Genomic DNA, 21,853 nt, shown 5'->3' on the forward strand with positions numbered 1-21,853 from the left:
TTGACTCCGCACAAGGTCATTGCGGTCGGCGAACTGCCGGGTTCTGGTGCTTTCCCGACCTGGCAGCTCTGACACGGCGAGACGACTTCACGGCCACGGACTGAACAGCAATGGCCGGACCCCGCACGCGCCGCATCGCGAGGAATCGCTCAGGCGCCTGCGCGTTGATGTCGCGGAACACGACCACTTCGGCGCACCAGAATCCCAGCGTGCCTGAGCTACCCATTTCCGCAAGCCAGGCGTCGGCAGCCGAGGCGGCCTGCAGCGGGATCTCGGTCGCCGCCGACTCGCCTGCCGATGTCAACATGACGACCGCGGCGGGCTCGTTGTCTTCCTTGATCAGAGAATAGACGTTGTTGGGATAGAAGCCCAGCCTACATTGCACGAGGAGCTGCGCCTTCTGCGAACCGTTCGCCTTGCCCAGCAGCTCTTGAAGTACGCTCCCGAGCCATGCGGAAGGCTTGGCGGACGCAATGCCGCCGGTGACCATCCCAGGGACGTCGATCGTGGGCAGGACCTCGCTCTTGAAGCCAACCAATGGCGTTGCATAAATGAAGGGTTTACTCACCTCCCTCTCCGCCGGATTGGCACCGAACCCCGCCTTGAGTTTTTCGTTGCGCGTGGCGTAGAGGTCGGTAGTGGCGCACGGATGCAGGCAGGAGTCGATGGCCTTCAGCGCGAACTCGCCGGACGCGCCGTTGGCGGCGATGTCGGCAGTCATTGCGAGCTGCCCAGTATTCTTGCAGACCCAGGCTTTGCCATCGTGTGCAACCCGCGCCGCCGCGATCGGCGCAGCCGTCGGCCCGAAGGAGCGGCTTGACCCGTAGCCCGTGAGATTCGCCTCGAAGTCGATCGCGTCCCTGCGCAGCGCATCGATATCGACTGTGCCGCTGACGCTTGCGCGAGCAGAGGCGATAAACGCATCGGCTGCGAGCAGCAGACTTTGCTCGGGCGTTTGGGAAAGGGCCAGTGAGCGCCTGCCGTCTGGCGACGTCATGGTGACGTAAAGCGCGTCGGTGCCTTTCTGCAAGCCGTTCCCCGGCATGTGGTAAGCGGCGGAGTAGTGCCACAGTTTTGCTTCGGCCACTGTGCGTGGCTTCGGATTGGAGGCAAGACCCTGATGGCCTGCCGCGACCGGCGTCTCCAACACACGCCGTAGGGGCGCGGGCGCGGTGAACGCAGGCACCGTGAACTGCAGCCTGGCGCCACCCACGTCCACTAGGCGTAGCCACACCGTGCCCGCCGCGCCTGCCAGGGCATTCATCACAGCCAAGTCGACGAGTACATGTTTTGCGTTGAAGTCCAGGGCAGGCACGCTGACGAGGCCCGGCTCGGCTTGCATCCAGGCCAGCACGGGGATGCGCCACGTGTTCTCGCAGGTGATGCCGATCGTGGAGACCGGAAGGGACTTCGCGGGTACTCCGGCGGCCGGGAGCGCCGAAGAATCCTTGAAGTCACCTACGATCTTCTTGAAAGCGCCGCTGGTGGCGCCTTGCCTCGGTTTGACCACGAGGTCCGCAACGGAGGCCAGCCGCCAGCACTCGGTAGCGCGCTGCGAAACCGCGTCTTCGACGGCGCGCCGGGCAGCCTCGGGCGACCTCGCCCCCGTGAAGACCGGGATGAGCCGGTCGCGGCAGGTAAGGGCGAACTGGCGCTTCAAGGACAGCAAGGCAGGCACGGCGTTCCGAACGGATGACAGTTTCTTCTCGTCCAGTAATCCGTCGAGGGCTTCGCAGGCAGCCGCCAGGGTTGCATCCAGGTCGCGGTCGACGATGCTTGAGTCGGCCTTCTTGATCGACACGGGCTTGTTCGCGAACGGAGGGATTGAGTGGAAGCCGTTGTCGTCCTTCACGAACTCACCCGACAGGCACTTGGGATTGAGTAGGAAGTACGAGCCGTGCGCAGGCGTCGGGTCGCAAACCGCCAGGCTAGCGCTGAATAGCGCCACGATGGGTTCGAAAAACCGTATGAGGCTGTCGACGCTGTCGCTGCTCCCTTTAATCGACAGGCCTTCCGGGTCAAGCGCCGCGGTCGCTTCCCGCACAAGCGCACAGGTGCCGGCAGGCCGCGACATGCGCAGCACGGCGCCGAAGGGCTCCACTTCCCAGTCCTTCGCCATCTTCGGCAACGCGAGCAGCGTCTCGAACTCGACGAACGCGACGCTCGGCTGGACCGTGAGCGACTTTTCGAGCGGCTCTAGGACATTGTTGATGAAGGCCTGCTTGTCGATGGCCGTCGATGTCTTGTCACCGAAGCACCATTGGACCGCCACCCGTAGGTTCGTGTCGCCGAGCTGGTGACGTATGAGCGCCAAGCGGCGCCTGACAAAGTCCGCCCGCGCGTTCTCGAGCCAGCACGCGCGGATGTTGGCTCGCAGCACCAGCGAAATGCCCGCCGACGAAGACCTCAGCGAGGCGCTGATGTGTTCCCATGCATCTGGCCCCACGATCTCGTCGCGATACTCTTCCACACGGTCCAGTACCCTCACCGGGTCATGCGGCGCCTGCTGCCCGTAGTGGTCGCGGGTGCGACCCAGAACCTCGACGCGCCTGCCGACCAGCGCGTAGGGCGACTGGCCGGGGACAAGCAGCTTCGTGGGGACGAACCCCCTGTACACGTGGGCCTGGTTCAGGTACGTCTCGTTCTGCGCCGCTTTCTCGGTCGTCGGAATCAGCGGCAGCCCCTGTTCGAACCCAATCTTCTCGATACCGTCGACCTTCACCTGCAGGGCGAGAAGGTCGAAGTGGCTGGCTTCAGCGTCCGCCTGCAGTGCCTGTGCGTAGAAGTCTTCCCGGAACTGGGCGCATTCGCTGGATGTGCCGAAAGCCATCGCTTCCCGGAGTTCGCGCAGCCGGCCCACTGACACCCATTCGTCGCCTCCGCACAGCGGCTGCAGTCGCGCCGGCATACGTGCCATCGCGTTGCGCATAGCGTCGCGCCGCGCTTCGACAAGCAGGGCTTCCGGAGGAGAAGAAGGAACCCTCCTGAGCAGGTCTGTCGTGACGGCGTACCACGTCGCGCCGGCCGGCAGCACACCCGCTATGGCATTTCCAACCGGTGCGCATATACCGGCGCCTGCATCGGCGTCCGACAGCAGGATCAATTCGACTTCGACATCCTTGGCCACGGCCCCGCCACCGGGCGGCAGCGGCACGGTCAGCCGGCATGTCCTCGAGCCGGTGCGGGCCCATGCCGACAACAGCCCGATCAACTCCTTAGATGACTCGGCGTAGAACGGCAACTGCACGGACGAGGCAATCACCGTCGGGCGCTCTTCCTGCGACACATCGACCCGGAAGCCGGTGACCTGTTTCAGGTTGTCGGGCGTGAGTTCAGTGTACGGTGTCTCGGGCGCACTGCTTGCCGGGCGATAGCCGATACGCAGGTCTGACCGTACTCGCGCAGCCAGCGCGTGGACGAGTTCGCGCTCGGGCAGCGCCAACGGCAGCAGACCGACCTCGAACGACCGGGAATTCGTCGCCACGGTGATACCGCGAAGCTTGAACATGCTCTGGGGCCTCGGTGCCGCAGGCTGCGGATTCGCGGGTTCCAGCTCGTTGCGCCCATTGCGCATGCGTGCTTCCCACTTGATCGCCAAACCTTCGGAAGGCACCAGGGCGAGGACGAGCTCCTTGGGGAACGCATGCACGGCTTCGCCGCCAAGGGTCGCGCACGCCGCCAGGGGAAACTCCCTTGGCAGGTCTTCGTAGCCTTTGGGCCCCGAGGGCGTGAATGACGGCACGACGAAGACCGACTCACGGGTGAGATCCGTCACCACGAATCCCAACGTATCCTGCGGCAAACCGTCCGTGCCGCAATCCGCGACGTGCTTAGTGTCAAGTTTCCATCCGCTCGCAGCGACACTTTCCTTCAGGCACAGGAGCGACCGTTCGTTCGGCCCCAGTTCGGGGGCTTCAAACAGTGTCCCCGCAAGGGCAAAGCTTCCCTGTGTCTTCTTCTCGTGCTTGAACCTCAAGCCGCCGGCGAACAACCTCGAAACGCCTTGCGCCGCAATGTAGGCAGGCCCCTTAGGGTCGGCCACCATCTGCACGCGCAGGCCCTCGAATGTCGTCGGGCCGATCTGCTCCAGCTTGTCGATCGCCTGCCTAAGCAGCTCGGTGCAGAACAGCTGGTGCCAGCTTAGGAATACCCATTCCTGCATCGGGCGTGGCACGCTCTTGTCCTTGGCGGCGGCGATGTCACGTTCGGCCTTCAAGAGCGCATGGAACTCGTCCAGTTGGTGCTGCAGTTCATCCACTTCGGTTTCCGACAGTAGGCGGTGGACTGCGAGGTCGCGCTCTTTCTTGCTCACGTCCGTCCAGCCCGCGCTCGACGGCTTCTGCACCACGTACAAGAGCTCAAAGAGTGGCGGCAGGGGGAACGGCACGCACGCCGGCGCGTCTTTTTCCTTGTCGCCGCCGTCCTTCGGCAACGCCACCTGAGTGTCGAAGCAGAGGCAGTAGAGCTCCAGCAGGCGCGCCGCGGTCAGGCCCTTGAATCCCGGCCTGGGCTTAGCAATATTGGCTTCACGCGAGATCAGCCGCACGCCCTTCTTCGTCTGGTTCGGGTCGAGGCCGGTCAGATCGGCTGGAATGTCTACCGGCGTCAGCCGGCTGTCCTTGCCCTCGGGCTGTAAGGCCTGATGCGCGTCGAGAAGCAATGGGTCATGCGGAGCGATCAACGTATTGCCGTCCCACTTTGCCATCCCCATGATTTGCGGCAGCATCCAGCGCAGCATGGCATCGGCCAAGGCCAGGATCGAGTTCGGCCGGTTCGTGTAGACAGGGTGTTCGCCGGCCAGGAGGTGCCCGACGACGGCCGGTAGCCGCCTACCGCTGGCGGAAGTCGAATCCGCAAGGGTCGGAACCGCGACGAGCCAGTACTCGATCTGGACTTTTTTTGTCAACCCTAGGGTTGATGGCGTCGGTGACGGCCACGTCCAGTTCGCCTTCAGCTTCCCTGGCACGCGGACCTGAGCCGGCGCGGGAAACCGGGGGAGCAGCGGGGCGGAGGGCAACACGATGGCGTTGCTTTCGAAAACCTGCTTCCACCTGGGGTCGTCGTCAGACAGGCGCAGCTCGAATCTGGCTTCGAACGAGAACCGGAATTCGAGCGCGAGTTCGAACGATCCGTCGAAGGGGATGCGGATGCGGGCTATGACCAAGCGTGCGTAGGCGCTCAGGACGATCCCGGCGCTGAACACGATGCCCTTCCACGTCTCGTAGTCGAAGCCGAAGTAGGCCTTGAACTCGACGCCGACGTAGGCCTTTATGAGCTTGAAGTCCGCGCAGGCTTCGATGCACCCCTTGACGCCGAACTGGCCCTCGAGCATAAGGTAGGTGGATGGCGGCTTCTCGAGCGCGGGGCTTGTCACCGCGCCCCGCGACCGCAGAGTGGCTAGCGCGCCTTCCAGCATGAAGAAGCCCGTTAGCGAAGCATGACCGCTCATGGGCCCCGAGCTGAAGTACCTCATCAGGCCGAACGAGCCGGCCATCCCCACCATGAAGCAGCTGTCCTTCTTGAATTCGTAGTACTTCGCGTACTCGGGCTTCAACTGAACGGGGAACGTACGCGGAGCCACGCGCCCCAAGTAGCCACCGCCATCGCCACCGAAAATGCCCGCGACGATCTTGCCGGTGCGCTGCCAGGCTGCGATCGACTTCTTGCCCGGATAACCCAGGTCGACGAGGAGGTGGCTGCCAGGTGTCCCCACCTCGCCGCGGATCGTCGGGAGGATCACCTGCACGGCGCCGAAGTCGAGCATGTCGATCGGCGGCGGTACCTCCATCGAGAAGATGCCGGTGTCCTCATCGAGCCGCCTGTACAGCAAGTCGAAGAACCAGTCCTTCGCCAGGAACTTGAAAGTGTCCTTGGAGATGGTCACCCTTGCCCCGTAGAGCGACGGCTCCGCGACAAGGACCTGCAGTGTTGCGACGTCGAACACCTTCGCCTCAAGGCCGAGCAGCCAATCGGCCTTCGGGTGGTACTTGACATCCGAAGTGCCGTCGTACGGCAGCTTGTCCGGCTCCAGCGTGTTCTTGAAGACCTTCTTGAGAGCCGTTATGCCCTCCAGCGTGGTCTTGCTCTTCAGCAGATTGTCGACCTCCACGCGTTGGCCAATCGCGAAAAGGGGGACAGCCGAGTCCTTGTCTCCGTCGACGCGCGCATAGAGCCAAGCCACCGACCCGCCAGCGGAGGGATAAAACACGAAGATGCTCTGGTCCGCGCCCTGGGATGGGAACGTCTGGTCCAGCAAGCGCAGTTGCAGGCCCGCAGCGTAGACATAGTAAGCCTCGCCGTTTCGCAGCTGCCCGAAGCCGAATTGCTTGGCGCGAACCTGGATTACGTCAAGCAGCGAGAAGTCCAGCGGGCCGCCCTTATTGCCTTTCAACTTGAACCCGAGGCTCATTGCCGGGGTTCCCGAAACCATCTTCCAGCCGAGGAGCAATTCACCTTTGAAGCCTTCGAGCTTCTTGGACAGCGCGCCCAAGCTGCCGAGGTCGAGGTCGAAGGTGAAAGCGTACGAGAAGGTTCCGTCGCCTTCAGAATCGCCGCCCAGCAGGGGCAGCGGCTGGAAGCCGAGATCGCCCAGCGAAAGCAGCTTGATGGGAGACAGGCGGCCGAACACGAACGACGTGAGCTTGAACGGCAGCTTGCCGAGCAGCTTGCCGAGTTTTTCGCGATCAACGTTCACCTTGAGCAGGCCGGGACTGAATAGGAAAGAGCGGTCCCCCGCGCCGAACTCTATACCCATGCGATCGAACTCCAGTCCGTTCACACCGACGTTGTCAAGGTCGAAGGAGAGGCTGCCCTTGACGAGAAACCGGCCCCTTGGCTCGCCGGCTTTGGGTTCAGCGCGCTCGTAGCCCAGGCGCGTCAGTGTGGCCTCGCTGAGGAAAGAGCCTTTGCCCCAGGTCTTCTTCAACTCGCTGACGAGCGAGAAACTGTAGACGTCGACCTGTACGCCGGCTTCGACACGCCGGTCATAGGCGCCGACGAGGACGCCGCTGCCATCGAACTGCTGCCCGAAGAACTTGCCCAGCCCGAGCGAGAGCCTGCACTCGAACTTCTCCACGAGCGCCGCGCGCAGCCGCACTTTGAGCAGTTGCAGGTCGAAACCGCCTGAGCAGTCAGGGTCGCTGCCATTCTTGATCACCGGTTTGTCCGGATTCAGGTAGCGGATGAGTGCGAGCACCTGCGACTGTTCACCGCTGCTAGCTGTTGCAGGCCGCAGGTCGGCGCACAGGACGGTAGCCTGAAGCCGGTACTTGTAGGAGTCGAGAATCGGCTGCAGGTCCGGCGGGAAAGGACTGTTTGCCGTCGACATGGGTACAGACAGGACGACAACGCCGTTCCAGTTGGCGTCGAAGAGTTTTCCCTTCTGGGCCTTCGCGTCCGTGTTCACGAAGGGGCCGGCGAACGTATCCGTCGTATTCCCCGCGGCGAGTTCGTCCGCGTGGTCAGTCTGCAAGTCCTTGATGATCTTGTTAAGGCGCGCCTTCACGGCCGAGACTTCAGCGGCGTTGCCCACGAAAGTTTCTTTGCCTGTCCAGTTCTCGGCATCGCCGACAAGCTCTGCGACGGCCCGCGAACCGAACTTGATCAGCACCAGCGGCGAAGTGTCCGTCTGCGCTGCCACGGCCGGGGAGGTCGACCCGACGATCGACGTGCGGAACTCCCATCCACTCCCGATGAACGCGAGGTCAAGCGTCGGGTTGCGTATGGAACCCGGCTGTGCAGCCGGAAGGCGGCGCGCGACAATAAAGATTTCCTTCTCGAGGAAGGCTTGCTGCAATGTCTTGGCTACGTCTGGGTCGGAGCCAAAGGCCAGCGCAATGCGCCATTTGTCGCCGCGGGCGAACTCCACCTCGGACCACGACGCTCCCGCATCCGTCACCTTGAAGCCTTGCGGCGTAGTGGACAACTCCTCGGGTTGCGTCACTGCGAAGATTTGACGTGAGGAAGCGCGCGCGATGGCCGCGTCGCCCAAGAGCCCCGCCCGATGCCTCGCGATGACCGTCGCGTCGAACCGGCTCCGCTCCTCGGTGGTTCCGCCGGAGGCCTCGAAGTCGAGCGGAGCGATCGGCAGGCGCGAGGGCACGCCGCACTGGATAGCCCGGTACGCCCCGGCCCGTCCGCCCAGCGCATAGAGCGCTAGCCGGTCGGGCGAGAACTTTATCTGCGGTGAGAGAGCGGCCCCGTATTCCGCGGCCGAGGTGATTGCGTACCTGGAAAGATAGGCGCGAGGATTCCCCTCGGTGTCCGAAGTCTTCCGGTTCTTCTTCGGGTCTGTGAACCACATCGTGGCATCGAGCGCATCCGCTGGGTGCTCGAGGTTGAAACCTAGGGTACGGAACTCTGAGACACGCTCCAGAAGGCTGCTGCCCAGCAAGGCGCCGGAAGCTGAGTTGATCTCCACGCTACCATGCGGCAGCAGCACGAGCCCGTCGTAGCGGGGTACGCTGGTTGCGGACTCCATCTCCGTGGGGGCGGATGCGAAATGGAACGCCAGTGTCTCGCTCACGCTTTTTGCGGTGGCGAAAAGGCGCGTGCCGTCGGCCGCGAACTTGTTGAGGGCTACTGCGGCCTGTTGCACGCCATGAGTAACGACCTTGCGCACCCGCACTTCGGAGCGCAGCATCGCGCGCGGCACGTGTCCAGGGGCCGGCTCGCGCAGGTCAAGCGACGCTGCCAGCTGGAGTGCAGATCCGCCGCCTGCCGTCGGCGTGGAGAACAGTGGATAGTGCAAGCGCTGAAAGCCGAACGACCCCGAGAATTCCTGGACCGCGCGAAAATACTGGAGGCCCAGCGAGGGCTGGTCCTTGTTGTAGCTGACCACCGCCAGATCGATCTCGAACCGCAGCCGCCCGGGATCGGCCGCCAGAAAGTCCAGAAAAACGCGGCGCGTCTCCTGTTTCTGCGCGCCATACATGCCGAAGCCTTCGAGCGTGATCGCCTGCGCCCCGACGGCATCGACCTGCACCTCGCCGCCGCTCGCCAGCAACGACAAGGCTGCGCCGTTCGGAATGATGGCGCCTACGGCGCCGAACTCGGCGCGCATCAGACACTTTTGCGTGACGACCCATTTCGCGCCGGATTCCACCGCGAAGAGCTTCACGTCGACACGGGGGACCAGGCTGCGATCGAACCGGACGAGCGCGAAAACGCATCCGGCCGCTCCCAAGATATTGTTGATGAACGAGCGATCGCCCTTCCACGACGCTCCCTGCGGCACGCTGACGATGGCCACCGCCCCGTCGCGCCCGAAGACCTTCGCGAGGTCGAGGAAAGGAGCCTGGCTGTCCGCTGAAGCGATGAAGCAGAGGAACTTCTCGCGGCCGTTGCCCACATCGACTGGCGCTGCGTCGGCGACGTAGAGCCGCTCGTGAACCCTTAGAAGCTTGATCATCGTGTTCCCTTGAATTGATCATTGGCTGCGAGCGGTATCGCGTTACGCGGGTTCGACCAATCGAAGGCCAGCGGCACACTGCGCCCTCGGAACACGCGCATGGCGCGCGCACCAGGCACTGCGGCAATCCCCGGGACGTCTGTCGTTAGCGTCCCCGAGGGTGCGTAGACGGCCCGGCCGTTTACCACATACGGATGCAGTACGTCGATCGCCGCGAAGTCACGAAAGTCGAAGCACAGCCGGATGACTTTGGGATTTCCGCCCGTGTGGCAAAGTGCATCGAGGTCCGGCGCGCCCGACGCCGTCAGCTGCAAAGGCTGGGAGTGCGCCACAAGAATCGGCGAGAGAGGAAGTATCGACTTCGTGTTGTCGATCTTGTACCTGCGCACACCTGTGGATTTGTCGTACTCCCAGTGAGCAGACCCGTCCGGCGCGGTGTTCGTGGCTTCGCCCGGGTAGTACACGTAGAGAAACGCTCCGTGAGGCATGAGTGCGGCGACGGCCCCACGCACCGCAAGCCATGAGCGCGCGTCGAAAACGACGGCTTCATCCATGTCGTACGCCTGGCGAGCGAGCGGGAACGTGTTCTCGGTGTCGGTGCGTGACAAAACGACACTACCCTGTCCCTTGGCCCCCTGTAGCAGGCCCACGCACGACTGCGCGCTCGAAACCCACGGGGCTGCACCAGTTCCGAGCGTTTGGTCCTTGTTCACGCAGACCGTTGCGCCAGGCAGGAGTGATACGAACTCGACGTCAAATGTCGCGGCAGCAACTCCCGCCGCACGCGATTGACTGGTCGGCGGCACCAGGGGGCGTGTGTAGGTTCTCTCCAGGCGCAAAGCGCCAGACTCGCTCGCCCGATGCGGAAGCGTTTCGACCACATCTTCCGCGAACCCCGGCGTCCCGCTGGGCAGGCACTTTTCCCACGCCGTGTCTTTCGCGATGGCCGCTTCGACGCTCTTGACGATCCAGTCCTGGGCGCACGCTTGCGGCGCCGGGCGCACCGAAGTTTTCAGACAACTCGCGGGTGGCGGCAAGACCACCTGCGACAAGCCGGCTCGTGCAATCTCGATCCGCACCACGCGTGCATCCACCGCAGGCCAGTAGGGATTGGACACCGTGACATGCCCGCTGGTGCGCGTCGGCAACGCGCTTTGGCACTCCGAGTTGGTGCGCTCTATATGCAGATCGAGCTTCTCGTATGTTAGCGACGTACCCGGTGGATAGAGGACGCTGTCCCGGATGCTCTGTGCGGCATCGATGCGGAAACTGTTGGGTGCCACCGCACAGCCTCCCAACAAAAGCACGGCGCCGAGCAGGCACGGCGACCTGACACACGATACGTAAAACATGCACTCTCCTCGAGAGGATCTAGTGACTATGGGGAGAAACGTAGAAGGATTCGCCGCGCCGGGTTCTGGGGAAATTCGCGCCTGTCGAGTCGTGCGGCTTACCAGTGACTTCAATCGCCATGGCGCTACTCCATTTTGTGCAGTCGGCGACTTACGTCCGAGCTCGGTTTTCTCACATAAGGACGTACGCCAGCTAGGCATTTACCCGTAGCATGCAGCCATGGCGGAACCCCCTATCAACATTGACAGGTCATCGATAAGGGGGCGTCGCCGCCACGCGAAGAGCGGTTGTGCCAGTACTTGTGTCATATTACGCGCTATCTACGAGGAGAAGACGATGGAGTCAAGCGCACCTGCTCCGGCCGGCATGGAGCCCTTCGAATTCGTCGCGCAGCCGCTTTCGCTGCTGTTGCCGGGGTCCCCCCAAGAAGGAACGCCAGCCGACCAGAAATTGCTCAACGCCGGCAAAACCATCGAAGGCGCGGCGAAAGTGTTCGCGAAGTCGTGTCTCGGGCGGCAAAGCACGTACGAGAACAACTGTGCCCACTACCTTTCGGACGCATTGATCCGCGCCGGCTACAACCAGCTCGCCGCTGCGCACGACTGCGTCACCGCTAGGTGCGGCTCCCCAAATTGCGGCTCAGGCGGCAAACGCCCCATCCGGGCCAACGACATGCGATGCTGGTTTGCGGACATGGCGCCGCAAGCGCCGACATCGACGGTCGAGCGAAACACCGGCTTCTACGTCGTCTACCAGCTGCGGCCCCGAGACGGCCAGGGTCACGTGGTCATCCTCGACTCCGACGCATGGAAGTTCTATGGCACCGGGTGGTTCGAGGTGAACCATCCCACCGATACCTGGACCCATGAATACTTCAAGTGGTAGACGGGTCCCGCTGAACCGCAGCACAGCGCATGGGCATTGAGGTGCCCAACGACAGGTGTTCGCTGCGGCAGTCATTCGGGCCTTCAGCCACGAACGACTCAATCCGGCCTGGAGCAGCCCTCAATCCTCCGATGTCGGTTTGGCAGCGGTAGCTGCCAACGAGCCTATTCACGCCGCCTGGTGCGAATCAGTCATTGAACCCTACGTCATGCGCCGCCCCGAATGGCGGTTGTGCGAGGTACTGCAGCCAGTCGCTTTTATCACGCAGCGCGTCGAGCAACGTCAGCGACTGCGTATCTGCTATTCGAACTCTCAACGCAAAATTTGCTCATCGCACGCCTCCAACCCTAGCTGCAATATGAGGGCATCGCCATGTAACATGATGTTTTCAAATGGGTGCTGTTGCCCCATCCAGGGACAGGATAAATGACGGCCTTTTTTACGCAAATCGAAGACACAGAAGAGGTGCGCCAAGGCGACATCATCCGTAAGCTCAATCCCAAGACCGGCGAAGCAACGCTGGGTATCGTAATCACGGCCGATTGCGATATCGCTCAAAGGAAAGCCAGCGAACGCTACACCTGGCTCGAAATCGTGCCCATGGCTGCATATATCGAAGGTCCCTGGGCAGAGGAGCAAATGCGCAAACTCTCCGAGAAGCGTTCCAAGGCGATATGCGAGTATCTCAACGGTCAGATTCGAAAACAGCAGCAGGGCCTTGCGCCACTGACACATGAGTCACTAGTGAAATGGCTGCGCAGCAAGACTGCCGAAGAAATCCTGGCGCGCGTCACCGGCAAGGTGCCCACAGCCGAGGACAAACCTCTGCGCGATCTCCAGGGCTTCGCGCTCACCGTGAGCGCCGACAAAACCGAGAGCGCTTTCAGACGTTTGAAAGCCGCTTGGGCACTCTTCGGCATCGAAGAGAAGAACCAGCAGGACAGCGTGCGCAGTGCCTTCAAGGACGGCGGCGGCTTCCAGGACTACTTCGTGCTTCCGGAGTTGCCACGACAGACCGGTATCGGCTTTGTAGTGATGCTGCGTTCGATGTGGACCATCATGGCCCCCGACCTGTACCTCACCGAGCAGGACGCCCGCATCCACGACCGCCCGGATGCTTTCCATCGCCTCGGGCGCCTCAACGACGGCATCCGCTTCTCGATCACTCAAAAGCTGGCGTTCCTGTTCTCGCGCATCGGCATGCCCAAGACCTTCGAATCCGCCTGCGAAACAGCGGCCGAACTCATGGTCGAGGAATTCTTCAAGAAAAACGTGCAGGAGGCATGACCATGACGACGACCGTATCCGCCCTCGTCATCGACCAGAAGGCCATTGGCATCCTGGATCGGGCATTCGTAGAAGATGCCTGGCTGCAGAAATTCGAAGTGCCGCAGAATACCGACGGGCTGCGTCGTGTGAAGTCGAAAGACATCGTCTATCTGCTATCCGAAGATGCCGACCTGGATGATGGCTACCTAGTCATCAATACTGCTATGTTCGCTGCCGCGGCCAGCCTCTCCAAGCCACGCACGACTTTCGAGCGGGTGATCCGCGTGGCGCTCCGCCACTTCGACCGCGGTATTTCGATTCCTATTCAGTGGCAGCCGTATCATGTCGGCTCCCGGCTTTCAGTTTTTGCACAGCCCTCGCGATACGCCCCGCAGCGGGTCTACTTCGACCAATCGCCAGATGACGACGGCAATCTCTATGCGTTTGCTGTCACCAGCAACCCCGAAAACTTAGATGAAGTGCAGGCGGACAAGGTACTCTATCTGCGCGCCATGGAAGGCATCTGCGATGCCCTTTTGACTGACGCTCCGGTCGCACCACCAGTCGGAAACTTCGGCGTCCTGCTATCAGAACCCTTAGGCGTCCGGCTAGCGAGTGCGGGGACATTGCAAGATTGGTACGAGCAGCGGCTGAACCGCGAGCAACGCAAATTTGTCGATCAGCCGCATGACCGGCCCGTGCGGCTGCGTGGCGCCGCAGGCACCGGCAAGACACAGTCGATGGTGGTGAAGTGCCTGCGCGACCTCTATGCCGACGCCGACGGAGACAAAACCTTCGCTTTCCTGACACATAGCTCAGCATTGGCCCATTCGGGTGTGCGAGGCATGCTCCATGCACTGGATCCAACGGAACGCTGGACTTCATTGAAGACACCCTCCGGGCAGCCCAAGCTGTGGATCGGCACCATCTACGAGTTAGCGCAAGAGAAGCTGGGGTACGAGAAAAAGGGTTTGAGGCCCCTATCGCTGGATGGCCGTGATGGACGCGAATACCAGCGGATGCTCATCGAACAAGCCATCGACCAAGTCCTACAAGACCCTCAAATTGTGTTCGATCAGTTCCCAAACTGTCCGGATTTTCAGAAGCGCTTGAAGAATCGCGCAGAAGATCTCTCGCTTATTGACGAACTCATGAACGAGTTCGCCTGTGTGCTGGATCTGGAAGCAATAAAGAAGGATACGCACGAAGCCAACCGCTATGCGCGTGGCTCGAGGGAGTCATGGCAGATGGTCCTCCCAAGCGAGGCCCACCGCCGCGTGGTTCTAGAAATCCACGACGTCTACCGGGCTCGTTTGCGGGCGGAGAAGATGCTGGGCATGGACCAGATGGTCGCGGACTTCGACGGTTATCTTGGTACGCATGAGTGGGGAGCTCTACGAGATCGAGATGGCTTTGACCTTGTTTTCGTCGATGAATACCACTACTTCACGCGCGCCGAGGCCATGCTGCTCCACAACCTCTTCAAGACGCGTGCACAGGTCGGCGGCCGCTGGCCGTTACTCATGGCCTACGACATAAAGCAGAGCTCTAATGACGTCGCCATTAGCGGCGGCATGGAGAAGTTCCGCAACCCGGGCGTGGGCGAATCCGTGCTGACTGAACTCAAGCAGGTCTATCGCTCCACGCCCCAGATCACAGCTTTCTTGCGCGATCTCGACGCTTCTTTCCCTGCCATGGACCTTGAGGGTGAGTACGCGACATACGTGGCCGAGTCGCAGCAGGATAACGGCGAAACGCCGACTCTGACCGTTTACCAAACCGACATCGCGCTGGTCGATGGCGTCTTTGAGCAGGCCATTCGCATTGCGCGCGACATCGATGGCGGTGGCAGTCAGGTGGCGGTGTTGTGTCTGAGCGAGACGCTGTTCGACAAAATCCGCCTCGCCGGCCGAGTTCAGGACAAGTTCGTGCCAATCACTACGCGAGACGACCTCAAGGAACTGCGCTACGCCAAGAACAAGTGTGTTTTCAGCATGCCGGAATTTGTGGCGGGGCTGCAGTTCCATACCGTGTTCCTTATCCATGCAGATAGTGCCGACTACGACAAAGACCAGGGCCAAGGCACGCGCCGGCGCTATGTGTCGCGCGTCTACCTTGGCGCTAGCCGGGCAGCGCACACGATCTTGGTGTCGAGTTCCAAGGAACACGGCGGGCCCAGCCAATTGCTCGACGCACCGTTGGCCAACACCACACTCCGGCGCGTCAGCTGAACCCAGCGGCACTGCGGCAAGACGACGTTTAGGCCTACCAGGACAGTCGCCGGGTGCCATCACGCAGCCAATGCACTGGCGGTGGCCCCAAGCAACCCCGGCGAAGGCCCGGTGCCCTCTGCACGAATTAGCGCCAAGCCGCAGACTACGTCGCTTCACGCAGGGAGCCGACTGCAGCGGAGATCATTCGGCTCAAGCAGCGGTCCTCGACAATGGGCCGTTGCTCATTCGAATCGGCACGGCGGATATCTCTCCACGGGGGGCAGCGCCTACCCGGTAGTTGATGCCCACCCCGCGGTCGCTCCGTGTCGAGCGCCCGGCGTTGGATGCGCATCTGTCGTACGATCTGCCACCTGGCGAATTTCCGATGACGTCCGCAGCAGCCGCTCAGCCCTCCCTCTGCGAATGACTCCGACCAGCCGATGGCGGTCAACCTCCGAAGACGGCTCAGCAGCGGTTAAACTGCCTCGACAATGGCTGAGGGCCTTCCGCTCACTCTATGGCACGACGGCTAACCAACACGCTAGTGGAGTAAGCTTTCTCGATGAGTTGCAACATCGTCCCTGTTGGCCGGCGCCGAGACGGCGGCACTCGGTATTGGTGCCTTGGGCATCACGCAAACGCCACGGCTAAATACGGCACTCCGGCGGAGAAATGCGTAGCGGCCGACGACGAGCCGATCGCGCCCGAGGACACTCTGGACTTAGACTTCAGCTCCTACCCTGGTGGCATCGCATTGTGGGGATCCGTGCCCGCCGTCTATGACACCACGAACAAACCCATCGACCGAGGCATTCACGTGCACGGGCGGCTCGAAAAAGGCGGGGAGAAAGTGATTGACCGGACGTATCGCAAGCTGCGCATCCCTCTCGCGAAGGATTTGCTCTCCGACGGGTGGGCAGAGGTCGACGAAATCGACGCCATCAACTACATGGTTTCAGCCGTGTTCGGCTTCCAGCCGATCACGGTTAACTGCACCTACTGCGGCTTTCCACACCTAGACCGCGACTGGTTCGCCGTCCATGCGCACCGTCGCCACCAATGCCACGGCTGCGGCAAGCAGTTTTCCGACAGCGGCGCGGGCGTGGGCAATCCTTTGGCCACCGTGAGGCATATGTTAAGCGCGCAGAAGCCCAAGCTCGTACCGGCGAAGAAGAAGGTCACATTCAAGCAGCGCGACTTTCCAGGGGGCGTGCAGATCTGGGGCTCGAATCCGGCGATCCTGTGGACCTCAACGCGTGCTGAGGAGGATGGTATCCACGTGCACGCTTTCAAAACAGCCGACGAAGAGATGCCCAGTGGCTTGGACGATACGTTCACTGAGGTTGTGATCGATGGCGTGGTGCTCAATGCCACACACGTGCGCTCCTTCATGGCGCAGTCGGCCATGCCGCACCTGGAGGGCAGAGTACTGGACCTTGTCTGCCCCGGCTGCGGAGATCATCACTTTGACGAAGGCGAGTACGCGTTCACGCCACACATCGAGCATCGTTGCGGCTCGTGCGGACTTTATTTCGGCGCTCGCGGCCAGTTGAAGAAGACGATCGCTAACCCTTTTGCAGGCGTGCGTCAGGCTCTCGCGAAGTTCGCGCCGACCCCCTTGCGCAACGACAAGTTGGGGCTGCGCCCTGAAACGATCTAAGTTAGAAGTCGGCTGCGTTGATTGCGGGCAGGAAGCCTCCCCGCTCGCGCATTAGGCAGTAGGCGGCGAACGCCTCTGCCTGAGTGAGTAGCCCCGCCTTCACTCCCTCGCGCAACAGGCCAATGGAGCCGGCGAGGCGATCTTCTCCAAGAACTTTCACGATTACCTTGCGCGCCGCTTTGTCGTCGCAAGCGACCGAGGAGCCTAACTCCGATGCGGCTAGGATGCACTCGGTCTCGCCGTTGTCCAATTGCCACTCCGCTTTCGCCCGGAGGAAGCGCGAGACGCTGATCAACTTGTCGTCGACCAGTGCGAGACGCCCGGCCGCGACAGCCGCGTCGATCGCCTGCGCGACTGTGCGCGATTCGTCGCGCACGACGCCGCTTACTTGGAACGATGTGCCCGGGAGGCGCAGGACTTTCGAAAGGACTTCGCCGTTGGCGAGGTTCAGGAGGGTTGAGGCGTCCAGGATCAGGGTCACGCGGCTATTTCAGCGTTGGCAACGAACAGCGCGGAGACTGGGATGTTGAGGAGCTCCGCAGCGCGCCCCACCGAAATCTCCCCGGCCCTCACCTTGCGCGCTGCCGCTTGCAGGAGCGCTGGGGACGCGTCCACCTGGATGTCCGGCCGCGGTGGGATGCCCAGTACTGCGGCACGCCGCTCAGGATTCTTGTAGTCGTCCAGCAGCTTTTGATATAGAGCGCGCGCGCCCTGCGGCGGCACCAAGCCCAGTCCTTCGCATCGGCGTGCGGCGACCTCAAAGCTGACGTGGAAAAGGTGTGCCAGCCATGAGATCTCGATGTCGCCTAGAGGCCCCTTGGCACCGAGCTGTTCTCGAATCGCCTTTATAGCCAGCAGCACGCCATGACGCGGCAGCAAGAGGGCCGAACCAAACGCATCAGCGAACTTCTCTTCGAGCTTGCGCGGACCACCTGGTATGCCATCGAAGTCCTCTTGACGATCAAGGTGCGCGTAGCCGCTCGCCTGATCGTCGTGGTGCGCGACCAAGTGCCCAAACTCGTGAGCCATGGTGAAGAGCAGGCGGGGCTTGAACGCGCGCGCGCCTAAGATCATCAGCGCATAGCCCTCAACGATGACAGACACCCCTTCGATGACCGAGTCCCGTGAGTAGAGAACGATGACGCCAAGCTCGTGGGCGACTTGCGGCAGGCGCGGGAAGGGCTCCTTATCGTCGAGGCCAGCGAATGCCTTGCGGAAAAGTTGCGCAAATTCTTCAGCCGCCTCCAATTTCGGCTCCATGCCCCTGAACAGATTGAGCCACGCAGTGTTGCGGGGCATGCCTCGTGCGATCGCCAGCGCGTCGCGAACTTGGGCGGACACGACGTCAATCTCCGAGGAAACCTCAACCTCGAGCTGCCCTAGGGTGTGACGGAATAGCGCCTTAACTGGTTCAGCGGGTTCCGCGTCCAGCAAGCTCTCCAAAGGCAAGCGCATAGCCTTGGCGATGGCTCGCATCTCCGCCAGACTCGCGTCGGCACCGGCGGCGATCTGCGCAAACCGCTCGGAGGATAGATTCGCCTTCGTGGCGATCTGGTCGGCGGCGAGCTTCCGGCTGACCAAGTGCTCGCCGATATTCATCACGCCGCCGCCTCGCGCTTAATGTCCATCAACTCCCGACGCAGCCGGTCCGCCTGCTCGTCAGTCAGCTTGCGGTGGCGCCCGACGATCTGGGCAACGCGTGGCCCCGAGCGGTCGAAGAGACTCGAAAGAATGTCGACGGTCCGCTCGCGTCCCAATTCAACCTCGCGCGGGGATTCGAGCACCACTGGATTCTGTCCCACTAAGTAGTTTTTGATTCGGTTTTCGAAAGACTCCGGCTTGTGGTTGTCCCGAGGGTGCTGGTAGCCGTCGGCGGTTACGATGATGTTGCCTATCTTCTTGCCCGCTTCGAAGCGCAGGGCGTTCTCGGGAAATTTTCGCAAGGCAGCGAGTTGGTCTTCAAGCTTCTCTGCGATCTCCAAGCCGCCGATCACATATTGCCGATGCCTGGGGCCCATGCTGCCGCTGATCACAAAGATCTGGTCGCCAGGGCGGACGAGGCGGCGTAGGTCCGGTCTACAAGAGCCCATAGTTGGCCGAGATCCGGTGGTGAGCAACGGGTCGGCCAGCGGGTAGCCCATGCCAGGATCAGATTTGGGCGAGATAAAGATGTAGCTAGACACGGCACCCTCTTAGAAGTTGCGATAGGCCTGTATTTTTAGACAGTATCAATTTTTGTGCAAGCATCTTCGGCACCGAAGCGCTCCAATGCGAATCCATTTCAATGGGCCAACGCCCGTCTCCTGATCATCTCCTCTATTGCCTTTCCGTCAAGCAAGGCCCGATGACACTGCAGCGCCGCCTCAGAACCACGCCCAAATGCGCCGCAGCAATGCGGGTGCTGGCCGGGCAGGACGGAATACATAGCGCGATGGTTTGTGCATGGCTTTCCCGGTGTCGGTTTTTGCAATACTGTACAAAACATCAGCATCATGCGCAAGAGCGCTTCGTAGCTCTCAGACTGTTCGCCCGAGGCATCAGAATTAGCGTGCCACCGTCTTCCGCTCCACCTGATGTCTTTAGCCCTCGCACCCATCGAACTTCGGGGCTTCATCCTCACCCGCCACTGGCGCGACCTCCCCGACGGCACCGAGATTGAATACTGGCTGGCCACCGACGAGGGGCCGAAGAAGGTGCTGATAACCCGACAGACGTCGGTCGCCTTCCTGCCGGCCCTCCATCGGGCTTCGGCACAGGCGTACTTGGCAAACCTGCAGGGCCTGGAGGTGAGAGAGCTGGGTTTGAAGACATTCGACCAGAAGCCCGTCCTCGGCGTCTATGCCCGCAGGTTCCGCGATCTCGGCAAGCTGGCACGCGCGCTCCAGCCGCTGGGGATCCCGCTCTACGAAGCCGATGTTCGCCCGCACGACCGCTACCTGATGGAGCGGTTCATCACGGCCGGTGTTCTGATCGAGGGAGGCCAGCGCGAAGGCTCGACCATCCTCGACGGCAAGTTGAAGCCAGCATCCGGTTGGCGCCCGGTATTGAAGGTGGTGTCGCTGGACATTGAGACGAGCGCGACCGAGGAGCTGTACTCCATCGCACTAGATGCTGCAGGCGACCGGGTGGTGTTCATGCTGGGGGAAGCACCAGAGTCTGTGTCGGCGCCAGCTGTGTCGCCGATGGACTTCAGGCTTGTGTACTGCTCAACTCGCAGGGCGATGATCGAGCAGCTCAATGCCTGGTTTGCGGACCATGACCCGGATGTCATCGTCGGCTGGAGCGTGATCCAGTTCGATCTGCGGGTGCTGCAAAAGACGGCCGACGCGAATGCCGTGCAACTGCTGCTCGGACGCGAACGCCGCCCCATCGCGTGGCGCACACACCCGGGCCGACAAGGCTATCTGTTCGCCCCCATGCCCGGCCGGGTCGTCGTCGATGGCATCGAAGCGCTGAGGGCCGGCATGTGGAGCTTCCCGTCGTTCAGCCTCGAAGCGGTCTCGCAAGCACTGCTGGGCGAGGGCAAGGAGATCGGCAATGCTTACGACAAAATGGCCGAGATTGAGCGGCGCTACCAGGAAGACAAGCAGGCGCTGGCCAGCTACAACATCCGTGATTGTGCGCTGGTCCTGCGCATCTTCGACAAACTGGAGTTGCTGCCGTTCGTTCTGGAGCGAGCCCAGACTACAGGCTTGCAGATAGATCACTTCGGCGGCTCCATCGCCGCATTCAGCCACCACTATCTGCCGCGCATGCACCGCCTGGGCTACGTAGCGCCCAATGTGGGTGACATCGCGGCCAAGGCCTTTCCAGGCGGCTATGTGATGGACTCCACCCCGGGCTTCTACGACTCAGTCGTAGTCCTGGACTACAAAAGCCTGTACCCCTCCATCATCCGGACCTTTCTGGTGGACCCCGTGGGTCTGGCCGAGGGAGAGAGCACCAACGTCCAGACCGGATTGGTGCTGGGGCCGCAATGCACGCTGTTCTCGCGCGAGAAGCACTGTCTGCCGGGCATCGTGACCGCCCTGTCGAATGCCCGGGACGAGGCCAAGCGTGCGCGCAATCAGCCGCTGTCGCAGGCCCTGAAGCTGCTCATGAACTCTTTCGCTGGAGTGTTGGGTGCGTCCGAGTGCCGCTTCTTCAATCCGAAGCTGGTGTCCGCCGTGACCCTGCGCGGCCACGAGGTGATGAAGCTTACCCGCGCATTTGTGGAGGAGCGCGGATACCAGGTCATCTACGGCGACACAGACTCCATCTTCATCTGGCTCAAACGCACCTATCCCAATGCGGAGGCGCACGCCATTGCGGCCCATCTGGTGCAGGAAGTCAACGCCTGGTGGACCCACAAGTTGCGCGAAGAGCAGCAGCTGGAGAACTTCCTCGAAATCGAGTTCGATACCCACTACGCCAAGTTCTTCATGCCCACCATCCGGGGATCGGATGTCGGCAGCAAGAAGCGCTATGCCGGCCTGAGCGTCGATGAAGAAGGTCAGGAGGAGATGGTCTACCGCGGGCTGGAGATGGCCCGCAGCGACTGGACGCCGATGGCACGCCAGTTCCAGGAAGGCTTGCTATCACGCATCTTCCATGGTGAGCCCTATCAGGACTTCGTGACCAACTATGCGCGGTCGATGTTGGAGGGCCAAATGGATGCGCTTCTCGTCTACCGTAAACGCCTGCGTCACCGGCTCGATGCCTACGAGGTCAACGTACCGCCCCAGGTGCGCGCAGCACGCATCGCTGACGCACACAACGCGAAGTTGAACCGCCCTCAGCAATACCAGCGTGGAGGCTGGATCGAGTACGTGATGACACAGAGCGGCCCCGAACCTCTGGAGGCCCGGCATTCGCGCATTGACTATGAGCACTACCTCGTCAAGCAACTCCAGCCCATCGCCGATGCGATTCTTCAGCCGTTGGGCGACAGCTTTGCGGCATTGACGAGTGCGCAGAAGGTGCTGTTCTAGGAGTTAGGGGAGATGACCCGAGGGGAGATAGCCTACGACGGAACTGTTTGGCCGGTAGAGGGCAGCGTGGCGGCTCGACAATACATCTGCCCAT

General features: G+C 61.9%; 10 protein-coding genes. 5 read left to right on the forward strand and 5 right to left on the reverse strand.

Features of this window, described 5'->3' with window-relative positions:
* Positions 1–16 precede the first annotated feature (16 nt).
* Both AC1Q64_RS05330 and AC1Q64_RS05335 read right to left on the reverse strand, forming a co-directional pair.
* Positions 17–9,409: a hypothetical protein gene (locus AC1Q64_RS05330; RefSeq protein ID WP_288851624.1), complete on the reverse strand. Its 9,393-nt coding sequence runs from the start codon at positions 9,407–9,409 to the stop codon at positions 17–19.
* The gene (locus tag AC1Q64_RS05335) at positions 9,406–10,761 is read right to left on the reverse strand and encodes a hypothetical protein (RefSeq protein ID WP_288851625.1); all 1,356 of its coding nucleotides are present in this window, start codon (positions 10,759–10,761) and stop codon (positions 9,406–9,408) included. Before AC1Q64_RS05335 ends, AC1Q64_RS05330 begins: the two co-directional genes overlap by 4 nt.
* 337 nt (positions 10,762–11,098) lie before the next feature.
* Here AC1Q64_RS05335 and AC1Q64_RS05340 point away from each other — a divergent pair, with 337 nt between their 5' ends.
* The 4 genes from AC1Q64_RS05340 (at position 11,099) to AC1Q64_RS05355 (ending at position 16,789) form a co-directional block, all read left to right on the forward strand.
* The gene (locus AC1Q64_RS05340) at positions 11,099–11,647 is read left to right on the forward strand and encodes a hypothetical protein (protein WP_288851626.1); all 549 of its coding nucleotides are present in this window, start codon (positions 11,099–11,101) and stop codon (positions 11,645–11,647) included.
* Between the two features lie 426 nt (positions 11,648–12,073).
* A complete protein-coding gene (locus tag AC1Q64_RS05345; protein ID WP_288851627.1) occupies positions 12,074–12,934 on the forward strand; it encodes a hypothetical protein in 861 nt (286 codons plus the stop codon).
* A gap of 2 nt (positions 12,935–12,936) precedes the next feature.
* Positions 12,937–15,147: a UvrD-helicase domain-containing protein gene (locus tag AC1Q64_RS05350; protein ID WP_288851628.1), complete on the forward strand. Its 2,211-nt coding sequence runs from the start codon at positions 12,937–12,939 to the stop codon at positions 15,145–15,147.
* 544 nt (positions 15,148–15,691) lie between these two features.
* On the forward strand, positions 15,692–16,789 hold the full coding sequence (locus AC1Q64_RS05355) for a hypothetical protein (protein WP_288851629.1): 1,098 nt from the start codon (positions 15,692–15,694) through the stop codon (positions 16,787–16,789).
* Position 16,790: 1 nt separating this feature from the next.
* Here AC1Q64_RS05355 and AC1Q64_RS05360 read toward each other — a convergent pair whose 3' ends face one another.
* The 3 genes from AC1Q64_RS05360 to AC1Q64_RS05370 are packed head-to-tail and all read right to left on the reverse strand — an operon-like array spanning position 16,791 to position 18,972.
* Entirely contained in the window at positions 16,791–17,270 is a 480-nt protein-coding gene (locus AC1Q64_RS05360; RefSeq protein WP_288851630.1) for a PIN domain-containing protein, read from the reverse strand.
* The gene (locus AC1Q64_RS05365) at positions 17,267–18,388 is read right to left on the reverse strand and encodes an ImmA/IrrE family metallo-endopeptidase (protein ID WP_288851631.1); all 1,122 of its coding nucleotides are present in this window, start codon (positions 18,386–18,388) and stop codon (positions 17,267–17,269) included. The genes AC1Q64_RS05360 and AC1Q64_RS05365 overlap by 4 nt, the downstream gene beginning before the upstream one ends.
* Positions 18,388–18,972 (reverse strand): hypothetical protein, encoded by a 585-nt coding sequence (locus AC1Q64_RS05370; RefSeq protein WP_492250710.1) that lies wholly within the window; start codon positions 18,970–18,972, stop codon positions 18,388–18,390. Before AC1Q64_RS05370 ends, AC1Q64_RS05365 begins: the two co-directional genes overlap by 1 nt.
* A 390-nt stretch (positions 18,973–19,362) precedes the next feature.
* Between AC1Q64_RS05370 and AC1Q64_RS05375 the strand changes: the two genes are divergently transcribed.
* On the forward strand, positions 19,363–21,759 hold the full coding sequence (locus AC1Q64_RS05375) for a DNA polymerase II (protein WP_288851634.1): 2,397 nt from the start codon (positions 19,363–19,365) through the stop codon (positions 21,757–21,759).
* Positions 21,760–21,853 lie beyond the last annotated feature (94 nt).

Source organism: Acidovorax sp. GW835-FHT14G06, from assembly GCF_058793595.1.